This is a genomic window from Enterococcus sp. DIV0840 (genome assembly GCF_050527835.1).
GTDB lineage: Bacteria > Bacillota > Bacilli > Lactobacillales > Enterococcaceae > Enterococcus_L > Enterococcus_L ureasiticus.
In genome coordinates this window covers 2,333,730-2,348,917 of the sequence record NZ_CP172876.1, presented here as the reverse complement: position 1 = coordinate 2,348,917, position 15,188 = coordinate 2,333,730, and the positions used below count along the sequence as shown (strand labels likewise).

Below are 15,188 nucleotides of genomic sequence, written 5' to 3'. Positions count from 1 at the left end.
TATCCATGCATAACTTAGCAATCCTATCCTCGATATTCGCACTCAACACCACCAACCTATATAACTCTACAGCATCCTCTAAACTCTCAAACTCCCACCGAGCCGATCCACTATCGTTAACTAATCCTACAATGTTGCCATCTAATATAATTGTTTGATCCATATAGAAAAACTATTATGGTAAAATAGGCGTGTGTTTTTGGATATTTTATATGACATATTTATAAATTATTCATAATATGATATTATTAAATCTCACATTATGATAATAAGGAGAAGGGAAATGTCTATAAATAGTAACTCAAGTATTGCCAGTGGTATTTCGGCTTCTTTTAGTCAGTCTGCTAGCGCATTAAATAGTATAAGTGTTTCTGTATCGGCTTCTAGCACCAATGTTTCAGGCAACGCCCCAGCTGTACAATCACTCAATAACTACCAACAAGGATTAGCAGCATTATCTACCAGTGTTGTTTCAGCTGGTGATAACATTCATTCCGTTGCGAAAGAGTTTGAACGAATCGATCATAATATTGCTCAATTGACGAAATTTAACCTTCCAGGAGGTTTTTCATGAGTGAGATCCAGAAACAACAAGAAGTTGATCAAAAAAATTATCAGTTCAGGATTCGTTTGGAACAACTCCAAGAGGATCAGTTAGCTATTAGAAAAGAGCAACGCTACATAGAAGAGCAACAAGAAGAATTTTTCCAGTTGCAGCAACAAGAACAGGCGGCCTATGATTTTGTCTTAGGTAATTGCGAAGCAGAAGAACGAGCCTTTTTTGAAGAAAGAGGAGATGAGAGCCTTCATCTTGCTAAAAAAGCCCAACGAGAATTTGATGAACAACTCCTTCAGCTAAAAAAAGATGAACGGACGTTGTTTGATCAAGAAGAAAATCTAAAGGCTGAGCAACAAGTTTTTTGGAAGAAACCAGAGGAAAAAGAAAATGGGGCTTAAATTTTACGTGAGCGAAGCACAGGCACGATCAGTACAAGCTTCTCAATTGACCAATCAAGCAAATCAGGCTATTACATCATTACAAGCGAGCATTCAACTCTTTTTATCTGCGCCATTATCAAGTAAGGCCTATGATTCAGCGAAAAATTATTTCATGGTCGCTTATACACCTTTATGTCAATCTGCTATAATGACAGGTGAAGCGTTGGAAAGTGCGCATAAAAAGTTTCTTAGTGAATATCAAGGAACAGTAAGTGGGATTGATACGGATGAAGATTTGATCCTAGAAGAGATTAATCAGTTTGAGCAGTTAAAGCAGCGTTTAGATCACCAGATGAGTACGGCTAAAACACCACGACCAGACTTAGAACGGAGATATATCAATGCCTGTGAAAGTATTGATAAACGTCGAGAGAAATTAGAAAAGTTTCATGCTTACGATGGTCAATCAGCAAGATTCTTTTCAGATTATGAAGCGAGTCAGCAAGAATTTAATACAGGTTTGGCACAGGTAGCCAATTCTAAAGCGTGGAATCCAGCAACAGGAACATTTGACCTGAAACGTTTAGACATGACTTGGGCAAAACCCATTCATACACGATGGAAGCAACGTGAAAAAATGAAACAACAAGTGAAAGATGCACGAGTAAAACAAGCAATTGGTCAATTAGATGGATATGAAATCGTTAAAAATGAATTAGGTCATTGGTATCTAATGAAAGACGGAAAAATTGTTTCCCCAGATAAATATCCGGAACTCTATGAACACTTAGAAAAGTGTAAAGATTACTTAAATAAAGATCAGTACAAAGTTGAAGAACTGAAAGTGATGAAAAATGAACTGCCCCTTGCTCCTGGATTTGGCGGTATTTTAGGAAATCTAGGAAAGGCTGGAAAAATAGCGGATGTTATTAAAAAAGGGACAGGGATACTCAAAGCTGGACAGTCCATTTCGGATATAATAAATAATGCGCCTACTATCAATACAATAGATGAGACTGTGGAATTAGATAAGAGTCGTGAAAAAGGTAAACCTGCTAAGAAACATAAAGTCTTTGATTCGGAGAAAAGAAATCTGGATAAAGAAGGTGATCCAAACTCATCTGCTGACCTATTAAATGATGATGGTTCAGTAAAACAAAGGAGATACTATGGTCCAGATGGTCTTCCAATTGAAGATATAGACTACAATCACCCTGACGACGGAACACATGAATTTCCACATAGACATCAGTGGGATTGGAATAAAAGACCACCTAGACAAAAAGGAGAATGGTAAAAATGAATATGGTACATGATTATGAAATAAAAAGCTATTTTGTAAATTTTGAAAATAAGGATATAGTTATTAATATTTCTGACGACGATAAAGAAAAACAAATTATATTCCATAACTTTTTATGTTACAAATTTTATGATGAAATGCCTTACAGTATTATTTTAGATTTAGAAGAAAGAGCTTTAGATAAATTTTTTACTGAAAATAAAGAGCTATTGATTAAAGGAAAAAAAAATGTATGGCCAATGCAACATAATTCACTGGAAGAGTTGGAAGAAGAAATAAGAAAAGAGCACTTGACCTATCAAGTTTTATATTCTTCGTATGGAATGAATGGATGGGTTTTAGCTGAGCGAGTAGAAATTATTGATGTTAAGTAATTTGTATAGCAGCTCCGGCAATACGATATAACAGAATTTAAATAGCAAAAAACCAGAAATAATGTTAGGAATATTTCTGGTTTTTATATTGATGATTAAGGTTGATTGCAGTTGATTCAATTATTATCAAAAACAACACAGCTACTCTTTTGCGTAATATTCACCTTCCTCAGCGTTTAAGTAAAAAACAAACTTATCCAATCCAACATCGTTAATTAAACGTTGACCGCACCCCCATATAAACTGTTGAAATTCTTGATAGGTTAGTAGACCATTTTCATATTCCTTGATTAAATTCATGGTTCCGCGCGCTCCCAATCATCATAGATATATTCAACTTTCTTCTTTTGCATTTTAAAGTCAGATTTCTTATAAACTTTTTTACTGGATAAAGTTAGATATTGATATGGATCTACATATTCAAAAACAATAAAATGGTCTATTTTTTCGAGTGGGAATGCCAGTAAATAATCTCGCGTATTAATTTTTGGGATTGACCAAAAATTATATACAGTTTCCTCGATGTTAATTCGCTTTGATGACACCTTGCGAAAGGGCACAAGATGCAAAGAGTAAAAATATTGTGATGGTCGTATATGCTCGTTTAGATATACTGTTTTTACATATCTCATTATCATCACCTTGAAAATATTATATGAACGTTTGTTCTTGTTGTCCGGAACAAGATACTTCACCTTATGATTATAAAATTAAAAAATTAACCACAGAATTTTCCACACACTGCGGTTAATATGATGTTATTTGAAGTGTAGAAAAATATAAAAATCCTTATTTGACGGCATTTTACATCGATATAATAGGTTAGGAAATAACTACCAAGAGTAAATAACAACCTTCATTTCCACCACAGACGACGGTCGTGGTGTTTTTTTTGTACAAAAATAACTAATTAAACAAAAAAAAGAGTGAAACTATCGTCAGTAAATACCTGATTTTAGTTTCACTTTCTATATTTCTGTCACAACGCTTCGATAAACCGATTCGTTCGAAACAACCGTGCCTCTAAATTAGTTCCAAGCTCAACAGCCGCACGCTGTCCTTTACCGCTAAATTTATACCGAATAGCATCTGCATTCGTTTTAGCTGCAATATAAGAAACACCAAAATTGGCCTGCATCGTATGAATCAAACGGACATAAAGGGCACTTTCTGATATCCCAAAATGGTTCGACAATTGGGATAAATTCCATCCTTCTTTTAAAAAGCGAAAGAAAACGACATCCGGCACAAGAATCGCAGAAGCGCCAATATTCGCCTGGAATTCATGAAGGACTTCATTATATGAATATTGCAGACTGTGGTCTGTATCAGTAAAAATCGTATCATTTTCAGTCATATGAAACAAATAGTGAGTGATCTCATGACTGATCGTAAAATTCTTTCTTTTTTCACTCATGTTTTGATTATAACCAATCGTTGTCTCTAAAGAGTCTTTAACGATCATACCAGAAATACGATCTCTTGCCACGCCATCGAAAGGAAAACTGCGCATTGAAACTCCCTTAGATTTTACGAAATCCCAAAGATAGGAACAGTCGTAGTTTTCATAACCGATATTATTTGCGACCATCAAAGCTGAGATATAATCGTTTATTTTATCCGAAAAACTAAGATATTCATCAATTTGCTCTGTCATCCAATCACGCCTTGTCGTCTTGTTTTAATTCTCGTTCACGTTCAATTTCAGATCTTCTAAAACGAAGAAAACGATCTACTTCATCTTTCAATTCATCTACTTCATTTTCAGATAAGCCTTCTGTGTTCATCCGAAACATAATTTGAGAGGAAAGATTTTCTTCTTGAGCCGTTTCTTTAATGGAAGGTACAGCTGATCTTCCTAATAAGTAATCGGTAGAAACATCAAAGTAATCAGCTACTTTTTGGATATTTTCTATTTTGGGAGAAGAAGTATCCCAACGCCGAATTTGTCCATTGGAAATACCTGTATTGCGTTCGATTTCAGCAAAAGTAACTTTTTTCTTGTCAGCCAGCTCTTTAATTCTGTAAGTTAAACTCATGTTTTTCAACCTTTCATAAGCTTAATGAAAAAAACATTAGCTTTTAAGCTATTTTTAGTTGACAATTAGCTTTTAAACTATTAAAATGTTCTTATAAGCTAATTTATCAGTAAATAGTTAGACAAAGCCATTCTAGCAGTCAATCTCTTAAATGAGAAAGCGACAGAAGTAGAATAGAGCTTATTTAACTATACTTATATAATAGCGCAAATGCTATTTTTAGTCAACAATTTTATTATATATTAGCTAATTTACTAAATGAGGAGTGATAAAAGAGAATGGAGTTAAAAAATCACTACTAGTTAAAAAATCAAGAGCCATTATTTTGCTGAGTTATTGCTTAGCTGTAAAGACAAAAAATTATATTGACACTTCAATCGCAGCAATCGTTAAGTATTGAAAGCCAGACCAACAGATAAAGGAGAGGATAAAGGATGTTATTATTCCCTGAAATTGATCGAAAGAAAACGAAAAAAAAGGTTCATGATTTATTAAATACGTACCGTTCTTTAGTAAGAATCGCTGGAGAGAAACATTCACCTAACGTAACAGCTGCATATACATTTGAAATGAGAAGCACTAATGGGGAGTTTTCTCGTAAAGCAGATAAGGTAGTTGAGCGTAAATATCTTGCTGAAGTTGAGCTAGCCAAGATTACAGAAGCCATGAATCAATTGGATGAGTACGATAGACAGCTGTTATACGATAAGTATATGGACCGCAATTTTACAACAAATATCGCGATTTATATGAAACATCATATGAGTGAAAGTAAGTTTTATCGAGAGCTCGATAAGGCAATGATCCGATTTGCAGAGTCTTATGAGAGTGGGAAACTATTGATAGAAAAATGACATTATTATGGGAGAAATATGCCAGTTTAAGTAGAAGGAAATCGAGTAAACTATGGTTATACCGATAGTTAAACAATGGTCAAAAAACGAGAAAAGTCATTTAGTTTGAACTATCGGATCTCTTTAAAAGCAGCAATAAATTGAAGTAAATAATGAAAAAAGGTGGTAATCATGAAGATGTTTGAGTATTTAGATCGTTTTTTAGTAGATGCAGATCACAAAGCAATTTACGTTTTAACATTGATTTGTGTCGCAATGATCATCGATTTTTTGAGCGGTAGTTTGGCTGCAAAAATCAATCCAAAAATTAACTTTTTAAGTAAAGTAGGTATCAATGAAATTTTGAGGAAAGTAGCAAGTATGGTGCTGTTGATGTTTTTTATTCCTTTGGCGCCATTGATTCCAGGTGGAGCAGGGGTTGGGCTGATTTATGTTTTATACGTTGGCTATCTGCTAATGGAGTTAAAGTCGATTCTTGAAAATTATAAAAAAATGGGAATCGGAACTGAATTATTTGAGGATTTTATCAAGAGTATCAAAAATGGAAAAGAAGATGAGTAGTTCCACGCGATTTTGTATCTATTAAAAAAAATGAAACTGAAATCAGATTTACCTGACCAGTTTCATTTTTTTAGTCTGCCTATCTTTTTCCAGCTTTTAATGAACGGAATAAAGTTAAACCTAATGCCGTTAAACATAAAATAAAGGAACCTAAGAAAGTGATTCTCATCCCAAAGATAAAGATATCAGGACGTTCACTGATAAACGTCGTCACGCGTTGACCATAAGCGGCGCTCATTGCGTTATACAAAATAGTTGTAGCTAACGCAATTCCTAAAACCATTCCTAAGTTACGTGCAAACGAGTTCATGCTTCCAGCAACACCTAGATCCTCTTTTGAAACACTACTCATAACAGTCGTGTTATTAGGCGATTGGAAAAGTGCATTGCCTAATCCCATAATGCCAGTCGCCAAGATATAGTACCAAAGCGGAGTACCTTGATTTAAAAACATATACATTAAAGACGTGATCGATAATAAAATCAATCCAGAAAAAGTTAAAAGCTTTGTACCGATCTTATCCGTTAAAAAACCACTGATAGGAGAACCAACTACCATCAATAAAGGAAAGACCATCATCAATAGTCCTGCTTTACTTGCGGGTAAACCACGTGCATTTTGCAAATAAAATGGGATCACAACATTGACAAAGAAATTAGATGAAAAAATCAACACAGCTGTAATCAAGCTCATCGTAAAGACTTTGTTTTTAAAAATCGAAAAGGCGATCAAAGGTTGACTAACACGTTTTTCTACTCTAATGAAAATGATAAATGAAAGTATTGCAAAAACAAATAATACCAATGATAAAGCAGCATTAAAGCCGATTTCCTGACCAATAAAGATACCACCAAAGAACGTCATAATAAATACAGCAAACAAACTAAATCCAAGTATATCAACTTTTTTGCCACTTTTGGTAATATCTTTTGGTAAGAATTTCTCGCCAATCAAAATCGTGATGATCCCAACTGGAACATTGATCCAGAAAATATAAGGCCATGAAAATTGAGAAAGAATCAAGCCACCGATTCCGGGTCCTGCAATTGATCCTAGAGAAACGAAAGCTCCGATCGAACCTAATGCTCGACCGCGTTCTTTAAACGGAAAAACTTCTGTAATGATCCCAGAATTTGCGGCCATCGTCATACTTGAACCAATTCCTTGAACGATCCGCGCAAACAAAAGAAAGCCTAACGAATGATTAAATCCGCACAATAATGAGCCTATCGTAAAGACCACGGTTCCGATCCGATACACTTTGATTTTGCCAAAGCTATCCCCGATTTTCCCGAAAAGTAATAAACAAGCACAGACAATCATCAAATAAATTGAAACGATCCATTCTGATTGATTCATCGGTACATTCATATCTTTGGAAATTGTCGGCAACGCTATATTGACGATGCTGGCATCTAATGTGGACATAAACGTAAACATTGCCACAGAAACCAAAATCCACCAGCGATTTTTTTGTACGATGGGGTTTTCTTGAAAATTATTCACTGATTCCATCCAGTCATCTCCTTAAAAATTGTAAACAATTCTTATCATACTCCTTTTTTTGAAAAAATGTCAGTGAAAAAATAATGAAAATAATTGGAAAGAACTTATTTTTCTCTCAAAAAATTAGATGACGAATGAATTTACGAAATTTTATGAGAGCGATCATAAAGAGAAGGAAAATTATGTTTGTTTATTTTTAACTTCTGTTACAATAAAAGAAGAATAACTGTACTAAAATATAGAATTTTTTGTTATACTTTTTAAAAGAAGTCAATAAATAAGGAAGTTGTATCTGTTTCAAAATCGACTCAGAGTGAATTAAAACAGATTACTTACTAAAAAAACAAAGCTCCTGATTTTTATAAAAATTACACTTGTTTAATCATGAATGAAAGAAAGTAGAACAAATGTATAGACACTTATGAACATAGATTTTTAATCTGGCTTAAGGAATTAGCCTTTCGGGGAAAAGACTGAACGAGCTCGTTTAGCTTTTAAAACTATCTAGCTTCACGAGCTAGTCTCTCGGGAAAAAGATAAAAACTGAATGAGACAAAAAGCATCTCAGTCATTTTTTCCTATTTTCCAGTCGAGACAGAACGAGCTCGTTCAGCTTTTAAAATAAGGAGGATATTATGGCTACGAAACATGATCAAATATTAAAGTATATTGAAGGATTGCCAATTGGGGATCGTATCTCTGTTAGAAGTATTGCCAAAAATCTAGGTGTCAGCGAAGGGACTGCTTATCGAGCGATCAAAGATGCTGAAAATATTGGATTGGTTTCAACGATTCAGCGTGTGGGAACGATTCGGATCGAACGGAAATTAAAAAAACATATTGAAAAATTGACATTTGGTGAAGTGGTTCGGATCATTGAAGGGGATGTTTTAGGAGGATCAGCCGGTTTAGATAAGGTCTTAAATAAGTTTGTAATCGGTGCGATGACTGAAAAAGCAATGACGCGCTATATCACGCCAGGATCATTGATGATCGTTGGGAATCGGCAAGGTGTTCAGAAATTAGCCTTAGAAAATGGGGCTGCTGTTTTGATTACTGGTGGATTTGATACAGAAGTCGAAATCGCTGAGCTGGCAGATGAATTAGACATGCCGGTATTAAGAACAACATATGATACATTTACAGTAGCCACAATGATCAATCGAGCGTTAAGCGATCAATTAATCAAAAAAGATATCATGCTTGTCAGCGATATTTACACGACTTTAGAAAAAACGAATTATCTATTCTCAACCAATACAATTGCAGACTATCAAAAACTTTCTGAAAAAACACATCATTCTCGTTTTCCTGTAGTGAATAAAAGCCTGCGTTTAGTGGGAATCGTTACAGCTAAAGATGTTTTAGGTAAAACGGAAACCTTGACGATGGACAAGGTCATGACAAAAGATCCAATCGTTGTGAAAAAAATGATGAGTGTAGCCAGTGTTAGCCATCAAATGATTTGGGATGGGCTGGAAGTAATGCCAGTTGTTGAAGATGATTTATCTTTAGTTGGTTTTGTTTCCAGACAGGATGTAATGAAGGCGATGCAGCTAGTTCAGCGGCAGCCGCAAATTGCGGATACGATTTCAGACCAAATTTCTGGTGAAGTAATGCCTATCGAAGAGGTCAGTAAAGCAGATGAACCGCAGTTTAAATTCTCTGTTACACCTCAAATGGTCAACAGTGTAGGGACGATATCTTTTGGCGTGTTAAGTGAAATCATTTCAAATGTGACACAGCGCACGATGATCACCAATCAAAGAAGAAATGTGCTGATTGAACAAATGAGTTTACATTATCTGCGCCTGATTCAATTAGAAAGTGAACTGGATATTCGTCCAAGAGTCTTAGAAATCGGCCGTCGTTCAGCTAAATTGGATATCGAAGTTTATTTAGAGAATGCTCTAGTGGCTAAAGCAATCGTTGTTTGCCAAGTGATGGAGCGGACTTAGGAGGAAGTAAAATATGGATGTTGTAACAGAAATTTTAAAAAAAATCAAAGCGTATCAAACGATCATTATTCATCGTCATCAACGACCTGATCCAGATGCAATCGGTTCACAAGTTGGTTTAGCAGAGATTTTGAGAGAGAGCTATCCAGAGAAGAAAATTTATCAAGCAGGTGGTCCCGTTGAAGGGTTAGAATTTTTAGCAGAAATGGATGAAGTGTCTGATGAGGCGTATCAAAATGCGTTAGTTATCGTGACAGATACGGCTAATTCTCCTAGAATCAGTGATGATCGTTACAATTTAGGTGCTGAATTGATCAAAATCGATCATCATCCTAACGATGATCCTTATGGGGACTTAGTCTGGGTCAATCCAAAAGCGAGCAGCTGTAGCGAGATCATCGCTGATTTCTATCATTTAAATCAAGAGGAATTGATCATGAATAACAATGCGGCTCGTCTGCTTTATGCTGGAATTATTGGGGATACAGGTAGATTTTTATATCCATCAACAACACCGCATACTTTAGAAGTTGCCGCTGAACTGATGGCGTATGACTTTAATACGGCTGAATTAAATCGTGAATTAGAGCAAATTCCGATGAATGTCGCAAAATTAGCAGGATATGTGTATCAAAATATTGAAGTAGACGGACATGGTGCAGCTAAAGTTATATTGCCTCAGACATTACTTGATGAATATGGGATTGTGGATTCAGAGACGGCTTCGATTGTATCTTTACCAGGTGTGATTGACGAAGTTTTAGCATGGGGAATTTTTGTGGAACAACCTGAAGGCTATTACCGAGTACGTTTACGCTCAAAAGGACCTGTGATCAATGAGTTAGCTAAGAAGCATCATGGTGGCGGACATCCTCTGGCTAGTGGTGCCAATGCTAAAAATCAAGAAGAAATCAATGTCATTTATAATGAAATTAAAGAGTTGTGCAAAGAATATAAAAAATAACAACTGAAAGCATTTACATTTCTAAAGACATCCGTTATACTAAAGCTAGTTAAATAGCTGATAGTGATTGTTTATGACAAGCTAAACCTGATTGTACCAAATAACTTTATTTGGTGTAGTTGGGTTTTTTCTTTTTTCTAATAGACAAAAAGTATCCAAGTATCATTTAACTAAAAATAAGGAATAGCACGGAGGAGAAAGAATGATGAAATTGAAAAAGATGTTTGTTGGTGTGGTATTATTGTCCATGGTTTTAGTAGGATGTAGTAATGGAACGGCTAAAGAAGAAAAGAAAGCTGATACAAAAGAGAAAGATAATTCAGAAGTAGTGATTTACCTTGCGCGTCACGGTAAAACAATGTTGAACACGGTTGACCGTTCACAAGGTTGGATCGATGCACCATTGACCCCTGCTGGTGTTGAAGTAGCAGAGCAATTGGGTAAAGGATTATCTGATGTCAAATTTGATAAGGTTGTGACTAGTGACAGTGGACGTGCAATCGAAACGGCTGAACTAGTCTTGCAAAATAACGGTCAAGAAAAATTAACCAAAGAAATGACGAAAGATGAACGTTTAAGAGAATATAATTTTGGTACGTATGAAGGTTTGATGAATGAAGAAATGCTGACGGCTGTTGCAAAAGAAAAGGGACAAACATATGAAGAATATAATGATTGGATGAAAGAAGTTGGTTTCTATAAAGGAATCATCGAATTTGCCGATATTTTATCTGATTTGGATAAGAAAAATGTTGAAAAAGGTGTGAACTGGCCTGCCGAAGATAGCAAAACGATCGTGACTCGTTTAACTGCTGGTTTGGATGATATTGTGAAGGATGCCCAAAAAGAAGGTGCCAATAATGTGTTGGTTGTTTCTCACGGAATGAGTATTATTACTTTGTTAGGTGAATTAGATGCAAATGCAGATTTACCAGATGGCGGATTGAAAAATGCTAGTGTGTCAAAAGTAACGTATAAAGATGGGAAATATACAATCGATAGTGTGAATGACCTTTCTTATGTAGAGAAAGGAAAAGAAAATAAATAGACTTACTTTACTAATTGTAAATATAATAATTCTTTTCTTTCGTTTAGAAGTGCGATAGAATAAAGTGATAACACTTTAAAAGAGAACGATACAATGAAGGAGAGTTTAAGCTAAATGGAAAATTTACCAAGTTGCCCTGAATGTGGCTCAACATACACTTACGAGGATCGTGGCATGATGATTTGTCCTGAATGCGGACATGAATGGTCACCAACAGATGCGGCAGAAGATACAGCCTCTGTCATCAAAGATTCAAATGGCAATGTGTTAGCTGATGGTGATAATGTGACAGTTATCAAAGATTTAAAAGTCAAAGGGGCAAGTGGTGCGATCAAGCAAGGAACGAAAGTTAAAGGTATTCGTTTAGTGGTTGATGCAGCAGATGGTCATAATATCGATTGTAAAGTAGAAGGCTTTGGGCCGATGAAATTGAAATCTGAGTTTGTGAAGAAGAATTAGAGTATAGGATTACAGAATAGAATCTAGTTAAACAGGATACCCGAAAGGTTTTTCGGATAACCTGTTTTTTGTTATTAATCCGAATCTTCCCGAAACGACTGCACTCTCTTCACACCACGCCAAAGATTAACAATAGCCAAAACACCACCTAAAATAAGGGGAATCCACAATAATTCTGGGGAGTAATTTAAATTGCTTAGCTGCTTCGAAGCCTGAGTATCCTCCAAAGTCCACAGCCCTTGCAACACTTGAAAACTAAACGCCATCATAAACGTGGCAATCAATAAAAGGACAAAACCAATATAATGCAGCTTACTTTTTTTTCTAATAATAGCAAACACAACATATAGAAAGAGTAAAAAGATAGGAACGCCAAATGCAAAGTATGGATTTAACATAGAAAAGCCTCCGTATGTAAAAATTGACTACTATAATTTATTAGAAATACTGATGTCTATTGCTCTATAACTCAATCATACTGCAATTTTTTCAATTTGCAAAATATATTTTTTGTTAAAGTTAGCGTTTTTAGAAATGACAAAGTTTTTATTTTCCACTACACTAAAGAGGAAGGAGTGATTTTCCAGATGTCAGCATATGCCGAACCAATCAAAACAGCGATCATCGTTTTTCCTTTTTTAGCTTTTGCGATATCGTTTGTGCTTGTTATTCGTGAATACCGCAAATATGGCACGTTTTTATTTAGGCGAGCGCTTATTCTTTATTCATTTGTTTTCTATTTATTATGTGCGTATTTTTTAATTATTTTACCCTTGCCACCTCGAGCGGAAGTGGCGCAATATACGAGTCAGTATTTGGAATTGCGGCCATTTTATTTCGTCAGTCGATTTTTACAGGATACGGTATTAAATATTCATGATCCGAGTACGTTTATTCCTGCTTTAAGGCAAGGAGTCGTGTTGGAACCTGTATTCAATGTCTTGTTGTTAGTGCCATTTGGGGTGTACTTGCGTTATTATTATAAACTTTCATTTAAAAAAGTTGTTTTAGCCAGTTTTCTCTTGTCGTTATTTTTTGAGCTGACACAGTTGAGCGGGTTGTACTTTATTTATCCTAGACCGTATCGTTTAGCTGATGTAAATGATCTGATCAATAATACGTTTGGTGGAATTGTCGGGTATACGATTACACCGATGTTGACCTTTTTATTTCCAACAAGAGATGAATTGGATGAGGCGGCATATGAAAAAGGACAGTCCGTTAGCTTATTCAGGCGCTTTGTCGCTTTTTTGATTGATTGGTTTGTGATTTCCATCGTTCAAACAATTGCAATGCTTCTTCTAAATCTAATTCCTCAGTATAAACAGTGGTTTGCAGGATATCCTGCGTTAGAAGGACGACTTTGGTTTTTTGTTATGGTATTTTTAGTGTTTATGCTATTACCGAAACTTACGAATGGGGAAACGATCGGCAAGAAAGTCGTACGGATTCAAGTAGTGGAAGAAGGACGTGAAAAAATTCGTTTTAGGGCTCTATTTATTCGATACGGGTATTTGTACTTTGTTTATGGTCTGATCAGTTCATACATGGCAAGTGCATCTGATTTGTTGAATTCGAATAATCGGATGTTGCAGCTTGTGAGTTTTATACTGTTTCTATTTTGTTCATTTTTACTACTCTTGTTTTTCATCAATGTTTTCTACGTGTTAATCAGAAAAAAACGACGACTGTTTTACGAAAAAGCAAGTCATACCTATACGATCAGCACGATAAAAGAGAAGAAAAATACAGAAAATCAATAAGGATTTGCGGTTTTTGTGGTATAATGCATGAGGACTTACACAACAAGTTTGAAAGAGGTGAGGTAAATGAGTTCATTTAAACAATTTCAGTTCAACGATTTTATCATGGAAGCATTAGCGGATAAAGGGTTTGAACAACCAACAGAAGTACAAGAAAAATTGATTCCTGTCATTAAAAAAGGCAAAAGTGTAATTGGACAATCTCAAACCGGAAGCGGAAAGACCCATACATTTTTATTACCATTGATGAATAAAGTAAATCCTCAATTGGATGAAGTACAGATTTTGATCACGGCACCTAGTCGTGAATTAGCGAATCAAATTTATCAAGAAGCGATCCAAATCGCTAAATTCAGTCAACCTGAAATTCGTGTGACGAATTTTGTCGGTGGAACGGATAAGCAACGTCAAATCGCTAAGTTGAAACATCAACAACCCCACGTGGTTATTGGAACACCAGGTCGAATTTTAGATTTGATGAACGAGCAAGCACTAAAAGCACATACAGCTTTTGCTTTTGTAGTCGATGAAGCTGATATGACACTGGACATGGGCTTTTTAGAAGAAGTCGATCAAATTGCTGGACGTTTGCCAAATAAACTACAAATGTTGGTTTTCTCTGCGACCATTCCAGAAAAATTAAAGCCTTTCTTGAAAAAATACATGGAAAATCCAGTTATAGAACATATTCAACCAAAAAATATTATCTCTGAAACCATTGATAATTGGCTGATTTCTACAAAAGGAAAAGACAAAAATCGTTTGATTTACCAATTATTGACGATTGGTCATCCTTATCTAGTGATCGTATTTGCGAATACGAAACAACGAGTGGATGAAATCACTGATTATTTAAAAGATCAAGGCTTGAAAGTTGCGAAAATCCATGGGGATATTTCTCCTAGGGAACGTAAGCGTGTCATGCGCCAAGTGCAAGATCTTGAATTTCAATATGTGGTGGCAACTGATTTGGCTGCACGAGGAATCGATATTGAAGGCGTTTCTCATGTTATCAATGCGGAAGTTCCAAGTGATTTAGATTTCTTTATTCACCGTGTCGGTAGAACTGGAAGAAACGGTCTGGATGGAACAGCGATCACACTTTATTCACCTGCGGATGAAGAAGCAATTTCTGAGGTTGAGGAATTAGGTATTAAGTTTCAGCCGAAAGAAATCAAAAATGGTGAGCTGATCGATACGTATGATCGTAACCGCCGTACAAAACGTGAAAAGTCAAAAGATGCGTTAGAAGACCCAACATTGATTGGCTTGGTGAAAAAGAAAAAGAAAAAAATCAAACCAGGTTATAAAAAGAAAATCGAATGGGCAATTTCAGCTAGCAATAAGCAAAAACGTAAAGTTGAACGTCGTCAGCAAACTCGGACAGCGAAAAAATCTAAAAAAAATAGCTATAAATAA

17 protein-coding genes are annotated in these 15,188 nt (G+C 35.5%); 12 read left to right on the top strand and 5 right to left on the bottom strand.

The window, feature by feature from the left end:
* The first annotated feature begins 283 nt into the window (after positions 1–283).
* The 4 genes from IGL98_RS11170 to IGL98_RS11155 are packed head-to-tail and all read left to right on the top strand — an operon-like array spanning position 284 to position 2,616.
* Positions 284–574: a TIGR04197 family type VII secretion effector gene (locus tag IGL98_RS11170; RefSeq protein WP_206843386.1), complete on the top strand. Its 291-nt coding sequence runs from the start codon at positions 284–286 to the stop codon at positions 572–574.
* Positions 571–957 (top strand): hypothetical protein, encoded by a 387-nt coding sequence (locus IGL98_RS11165; RefSeq protein ID WP_206843388.1) that lies wholly within the window; start codon positions 571–573, stop codon positions 955–957. The genes IGL98_RS11170 and IGL98_RS11165 overlap by 4 nt, the downstream gene beginning before the upstream one ends.
* A gap of 7 nt (positions 958–964) precedes the next feature.
* Entirely contained in the window at positions 965–2,236 is a 1,272-nt protein-coding gene (locus IGL98_RS11160) for a hypothetical protein (protein WP_339099582.1), read from the top strand.
* Between the two features lie 2 nt (positions 2,237–2,238).
* Positions 2,239–2,616: a hypothetical protein gene (locus tag IGL98_RS11155; protein WP_206843391.1), complete on the top strand. Its 378-nt coding sequence runs from the start codon at positions 2,239–2,241 to the stop codon at positions 2,614–2,616.
* A 141-nt stretch (positions 2,617–2,757) separates the two neighbouring features.
* Here the strand turns inward: IGL98_RS11155 and IGL98_RS11150 are convergent, their stop codons facing one another.
* The 3 genes from IGL98_RS11150 to IGL98_RS11140 form a co-directional block, all read right to left on the bottom strand.
* On the bottom strand, positions 2,758–2,916 hold the full coding sequence (locus tag IGL98_RS11150) for a hypothetical protein (protein WP_206911479.1): 159 nt from the start codon (positions 2,914–2,916) through the stop codon (positions 2,758–2,760).
* A gap of 679 nt (positions 2,917–3,595) precedes the next feature.
* Positions 3,596–4,273 (bottom strand): ImmA/IrrE family metallo-endopeptidase, encoded by a 678-nt coding sequence (locus IGL98_RS11145; RefSeq protein ID WP_206843393.1) that lies wholly within the window; start codon positions 4,271–4,273, stop codon positions 3,596–3,598.
* A gap of 4 nt (positions 4,274–4,277) precedes the next feature.
* The gene (locus IGL98_RS11140) at positions 4,278–4,655 is read right to left on the bottom strand and encodes a helix-turn-helix domain-containing protein (protein ID WP_069646630.1); all 378 of its coding nucleotides are present in this window, start codon (positions 4,653–4,655) and stop codon (positions 4,278–4,280) included.
* Positions 4,656–5,089: 434 nt separating this feature from the next.
* Here IGL98_RS11140 and IGL98_RS11135 point away from each other — a divergent pair, with 434 nt between their 5' ends.
* Together IGL98_RS11135 and IGL98_RS11130 are read left to right on the top strand one after the other, a co-directional pair.
* On the top strand, positions 5,090–5,509 hold the full coding sequence (locus IGL98_RS11135) for an ArpU family phage packaging/lysis transcriptional regulator (RefSeq protein WP_206911480.1): 420 nt from the start codon (positions 5,090–5,092) through the stop codon (positions 5,507–5,509).
* A gap of 177 nt (positions 5,510–5,686) precedes the next feature.
* Positions 5,687–6,070: a phage holin family protein gene (locus tag IGL98_RS11130; protein WP_422851616.1), complete on the top strand. Its 384-nt coding sequence runs from the start codon at positions 5,687–5,689 to the stop codon at positions 6,068–6,070.
* 79 nt (positions 6,071–6,149) lie between these two features.
* On the opposite strand, the gene IGL98_RS11125 is transcribed toward IGL98_RS11130, so the two are convergent.
* A complete protein-coding gene (locus IGL98_RS11125) occupies positions 6,150–7,586 on the bottom strand; it encodes an MFS transporter (protein WP_206911481.1) in 1,437 nt (478 codons plus the stop codon).
* Between the two features lie 626 nt (positions 7,587–8,212).
* Between IGL98_RS11125 and IGL98_RS11120 the strand changes: the two genes are divergently transcribed.
* From IGL98_RS11120 to IGL98_RS11105, 4 genes are all read left to right on the top strand, one after another.
* Positions 8,213–9,535 (top strand): DRTGG domain-containing protein, encoded by a 1,323-nt coding sequence (locus IGL98_RS11120; RefSeq protein WP_206843408.1) that lies wholly within the window; start codon positions 8,213–8,215, stop codon positions 9,533–9,535.
* Positions 9,536–9,548: 13 nt separating this feature from the next.
* Positions 9,549–10,499 carry a DHH family phosphoesterase gene (locus IGL98_RS11115; RefSeq protein ID WP_206843410.1) on the top strand — a complete coding sequence of 317 codons (951 nt, stop codon included), beginning with the start codon at positions 9,549–9,551 and terminating at the stop codon, positions 10,497–10,499.
* 205 nt (positions 10,500–10,704) lie between these two features.
* A complete protein-coding gene (locus IGL98_RS11110) occupies positions 10,705–11,547 on the top strand; it encodes a histidine phosphatase family protein (RefSeq protein ID WP_206911537.1) in 843 nt (280 codons plus the stop codon).
* Positions 11,548–11,661: 114 nt separating this feature from the next.
* The gene (locus IGL98_RS11105; protein ID WP_069646626.1) at positions 11,662–12,006 is read left to right on the top strand and encodes a zinc ribbon domain-containing protein YjdM; all 345 of its coding nucleotides are present in this window, start codon (positions 11,662–11,664) and stop codon (positions 12,004–12,006) included.
* Positions 12,007–12,080: 74 nt separating this feature from the next.
* Here IGL98_RS11105 and IGL98_RS11100 read toward each other — a convergent pair whose 3' ends face one another.
* A complete protein-coding gene (locus IGL98_RS11100; protein WP_206843411.1) occupies positions 12,081–12,404 on the bottom strand; it encodes a hypothetical protein in 324 nt (107 codons plus the stop codon).
* Positions 12,405–12,593: 189 nt separating this feature from the next.
* Between IGL98_RS11100 and IGL98_RS11095 the strand changes: the two genes are divergently transcribed.
* On the top strand, positions 12,594–13,769 hold the full coding sequence (locus tag IGL98_RS11095; RefSeq protein WP_206843413.1) for a VanZ family protein: 1,176 nt from the start codon (positions 12,594–12,596) through the stop codon (positions 13,767–13,769).
* 66 nt (positions 13,770–13,835) lie between these two features.
* The gene (locus tag IGL98_RS11090; protein ID WP_206843414.1) at positions 13,836–15,188 is read left to right on the top strand and encodes a DEAD/DEAH box helicase; all 1,353 of its coding nucleotides are present in this window, start codon (positions 13,836–13,838) and stop codon (positions 15,186–15,188) included.

Bases quoted from the DNA above. Each gene is read 5' to 3' on its own strand.
- IGL98_RS11170 (WP_206843386.1), top strand. From the start codon at position 284: ATGTCTATAAATAGTAACTCAAGTATTGCCAGTGGTATTTCGGCTTCT.
- IGL98_RS11165 (WP_206843388.1), top strand. From the start codon at position 571: ATGAGTGAGATCCAGAAACAACAAGAAGTTGATCAAAAAAATTATCAG.
- IGL98_RS11155 (WP_206843391.1), top strand. From the start codon at position 2,239: ATGAATATGGTACATGATTATGAAATAAAAAGCTATTTTGTAAATTTT.
- IGL98_RS11150 (WP_206911479.1), bottom strand. From the start codon at position 2,916: ATGAATTTAATCAAGGAATATGAAAATGGTCTACTAACCTATCAAGAA.
- IGL98_RS11145 (WP_206843393.1), bottom strand. From the start codon at position 4,273: ATGACAGAGCAAATTGATGAATATCTTAGTTTTTCGGATAAAATAAAC.
- IGL98_RS11140 (WP_069646630.1), bottom strand. From the start codon at position 4,655: ATGAGTTTAACTTACAGAATTAAAGAGCTGGCTGACAAGAAAAAAGTT.
- IGL98_RS11135 (WP_206911480.1), top strand. From the start codon at position 5,090: ATGTTATTATTCCCTGAAATTGATCGAAAGAAAACGAAAAAAAAGGTT.
- IGL98_RS11130 (WP_422851616.1), top strand. From the start codon at position 5,687: ATGTTTGAGTATTTAGATCGTTTTTTAGTAGATGCAGATCACAAAGCA.
- IGL98_RS11125 (WP_206911481.1), bottom strand. From the start codon at position 7,586: ATGGAATCAGTGAATAATTTTCAAGAAAACCCCATCGTACAAAAAAAT.
- IGL98_RS11120 (WP_206843408.1), top strand. From the start codon at position 8,213: ATGGCTACGAAACATGATCAAATATTAAAGTATATTGAAGGATTGCCA.
- IGL98_RS11115 (WP_206843410.1), top strand. From the start codon at position 9,549: ATGGATGTTGTAACAGAAATTTTAAAAAAAATCAAAGCGTATCAAACG.
- IGL98_RS11110 (WP_206911537.1), top strand. From the start codon at position 10,705: ATGAAATTGAAAAAGATGTTTGTTGGTGTGGTATTATTGTCCATGGTT.
- IGL98_RS11105 (WP_069646626.1), top strand. From the start codon at position 11,662: ATGGAAAATTTACCAAGTTGCCCTGAATGTGGCTCAACATACACTTAC.
- IGL98_RS11100 (WP_206843411.1), bottom strand. From the start codon at position 12,404: ATGTTAAATCCATACTTTGCATTTGGCGTTCCTATCTTTTTACTCTTT.
- IGL98_RS11095 (WP_206843413.1), top strand. From the start codon at position 12,594: ATGTCAGCATATGCCGAACCAATCAAAACAGCGATCATCGTTTTTCCT.
- IGL98_RS11090 (WP_206843414.1), top strand. From the start codon at position 13,836: ATGAGTTCATTTAAACAATTTCAGTTCAACGATTTTATCATGGAAGCA.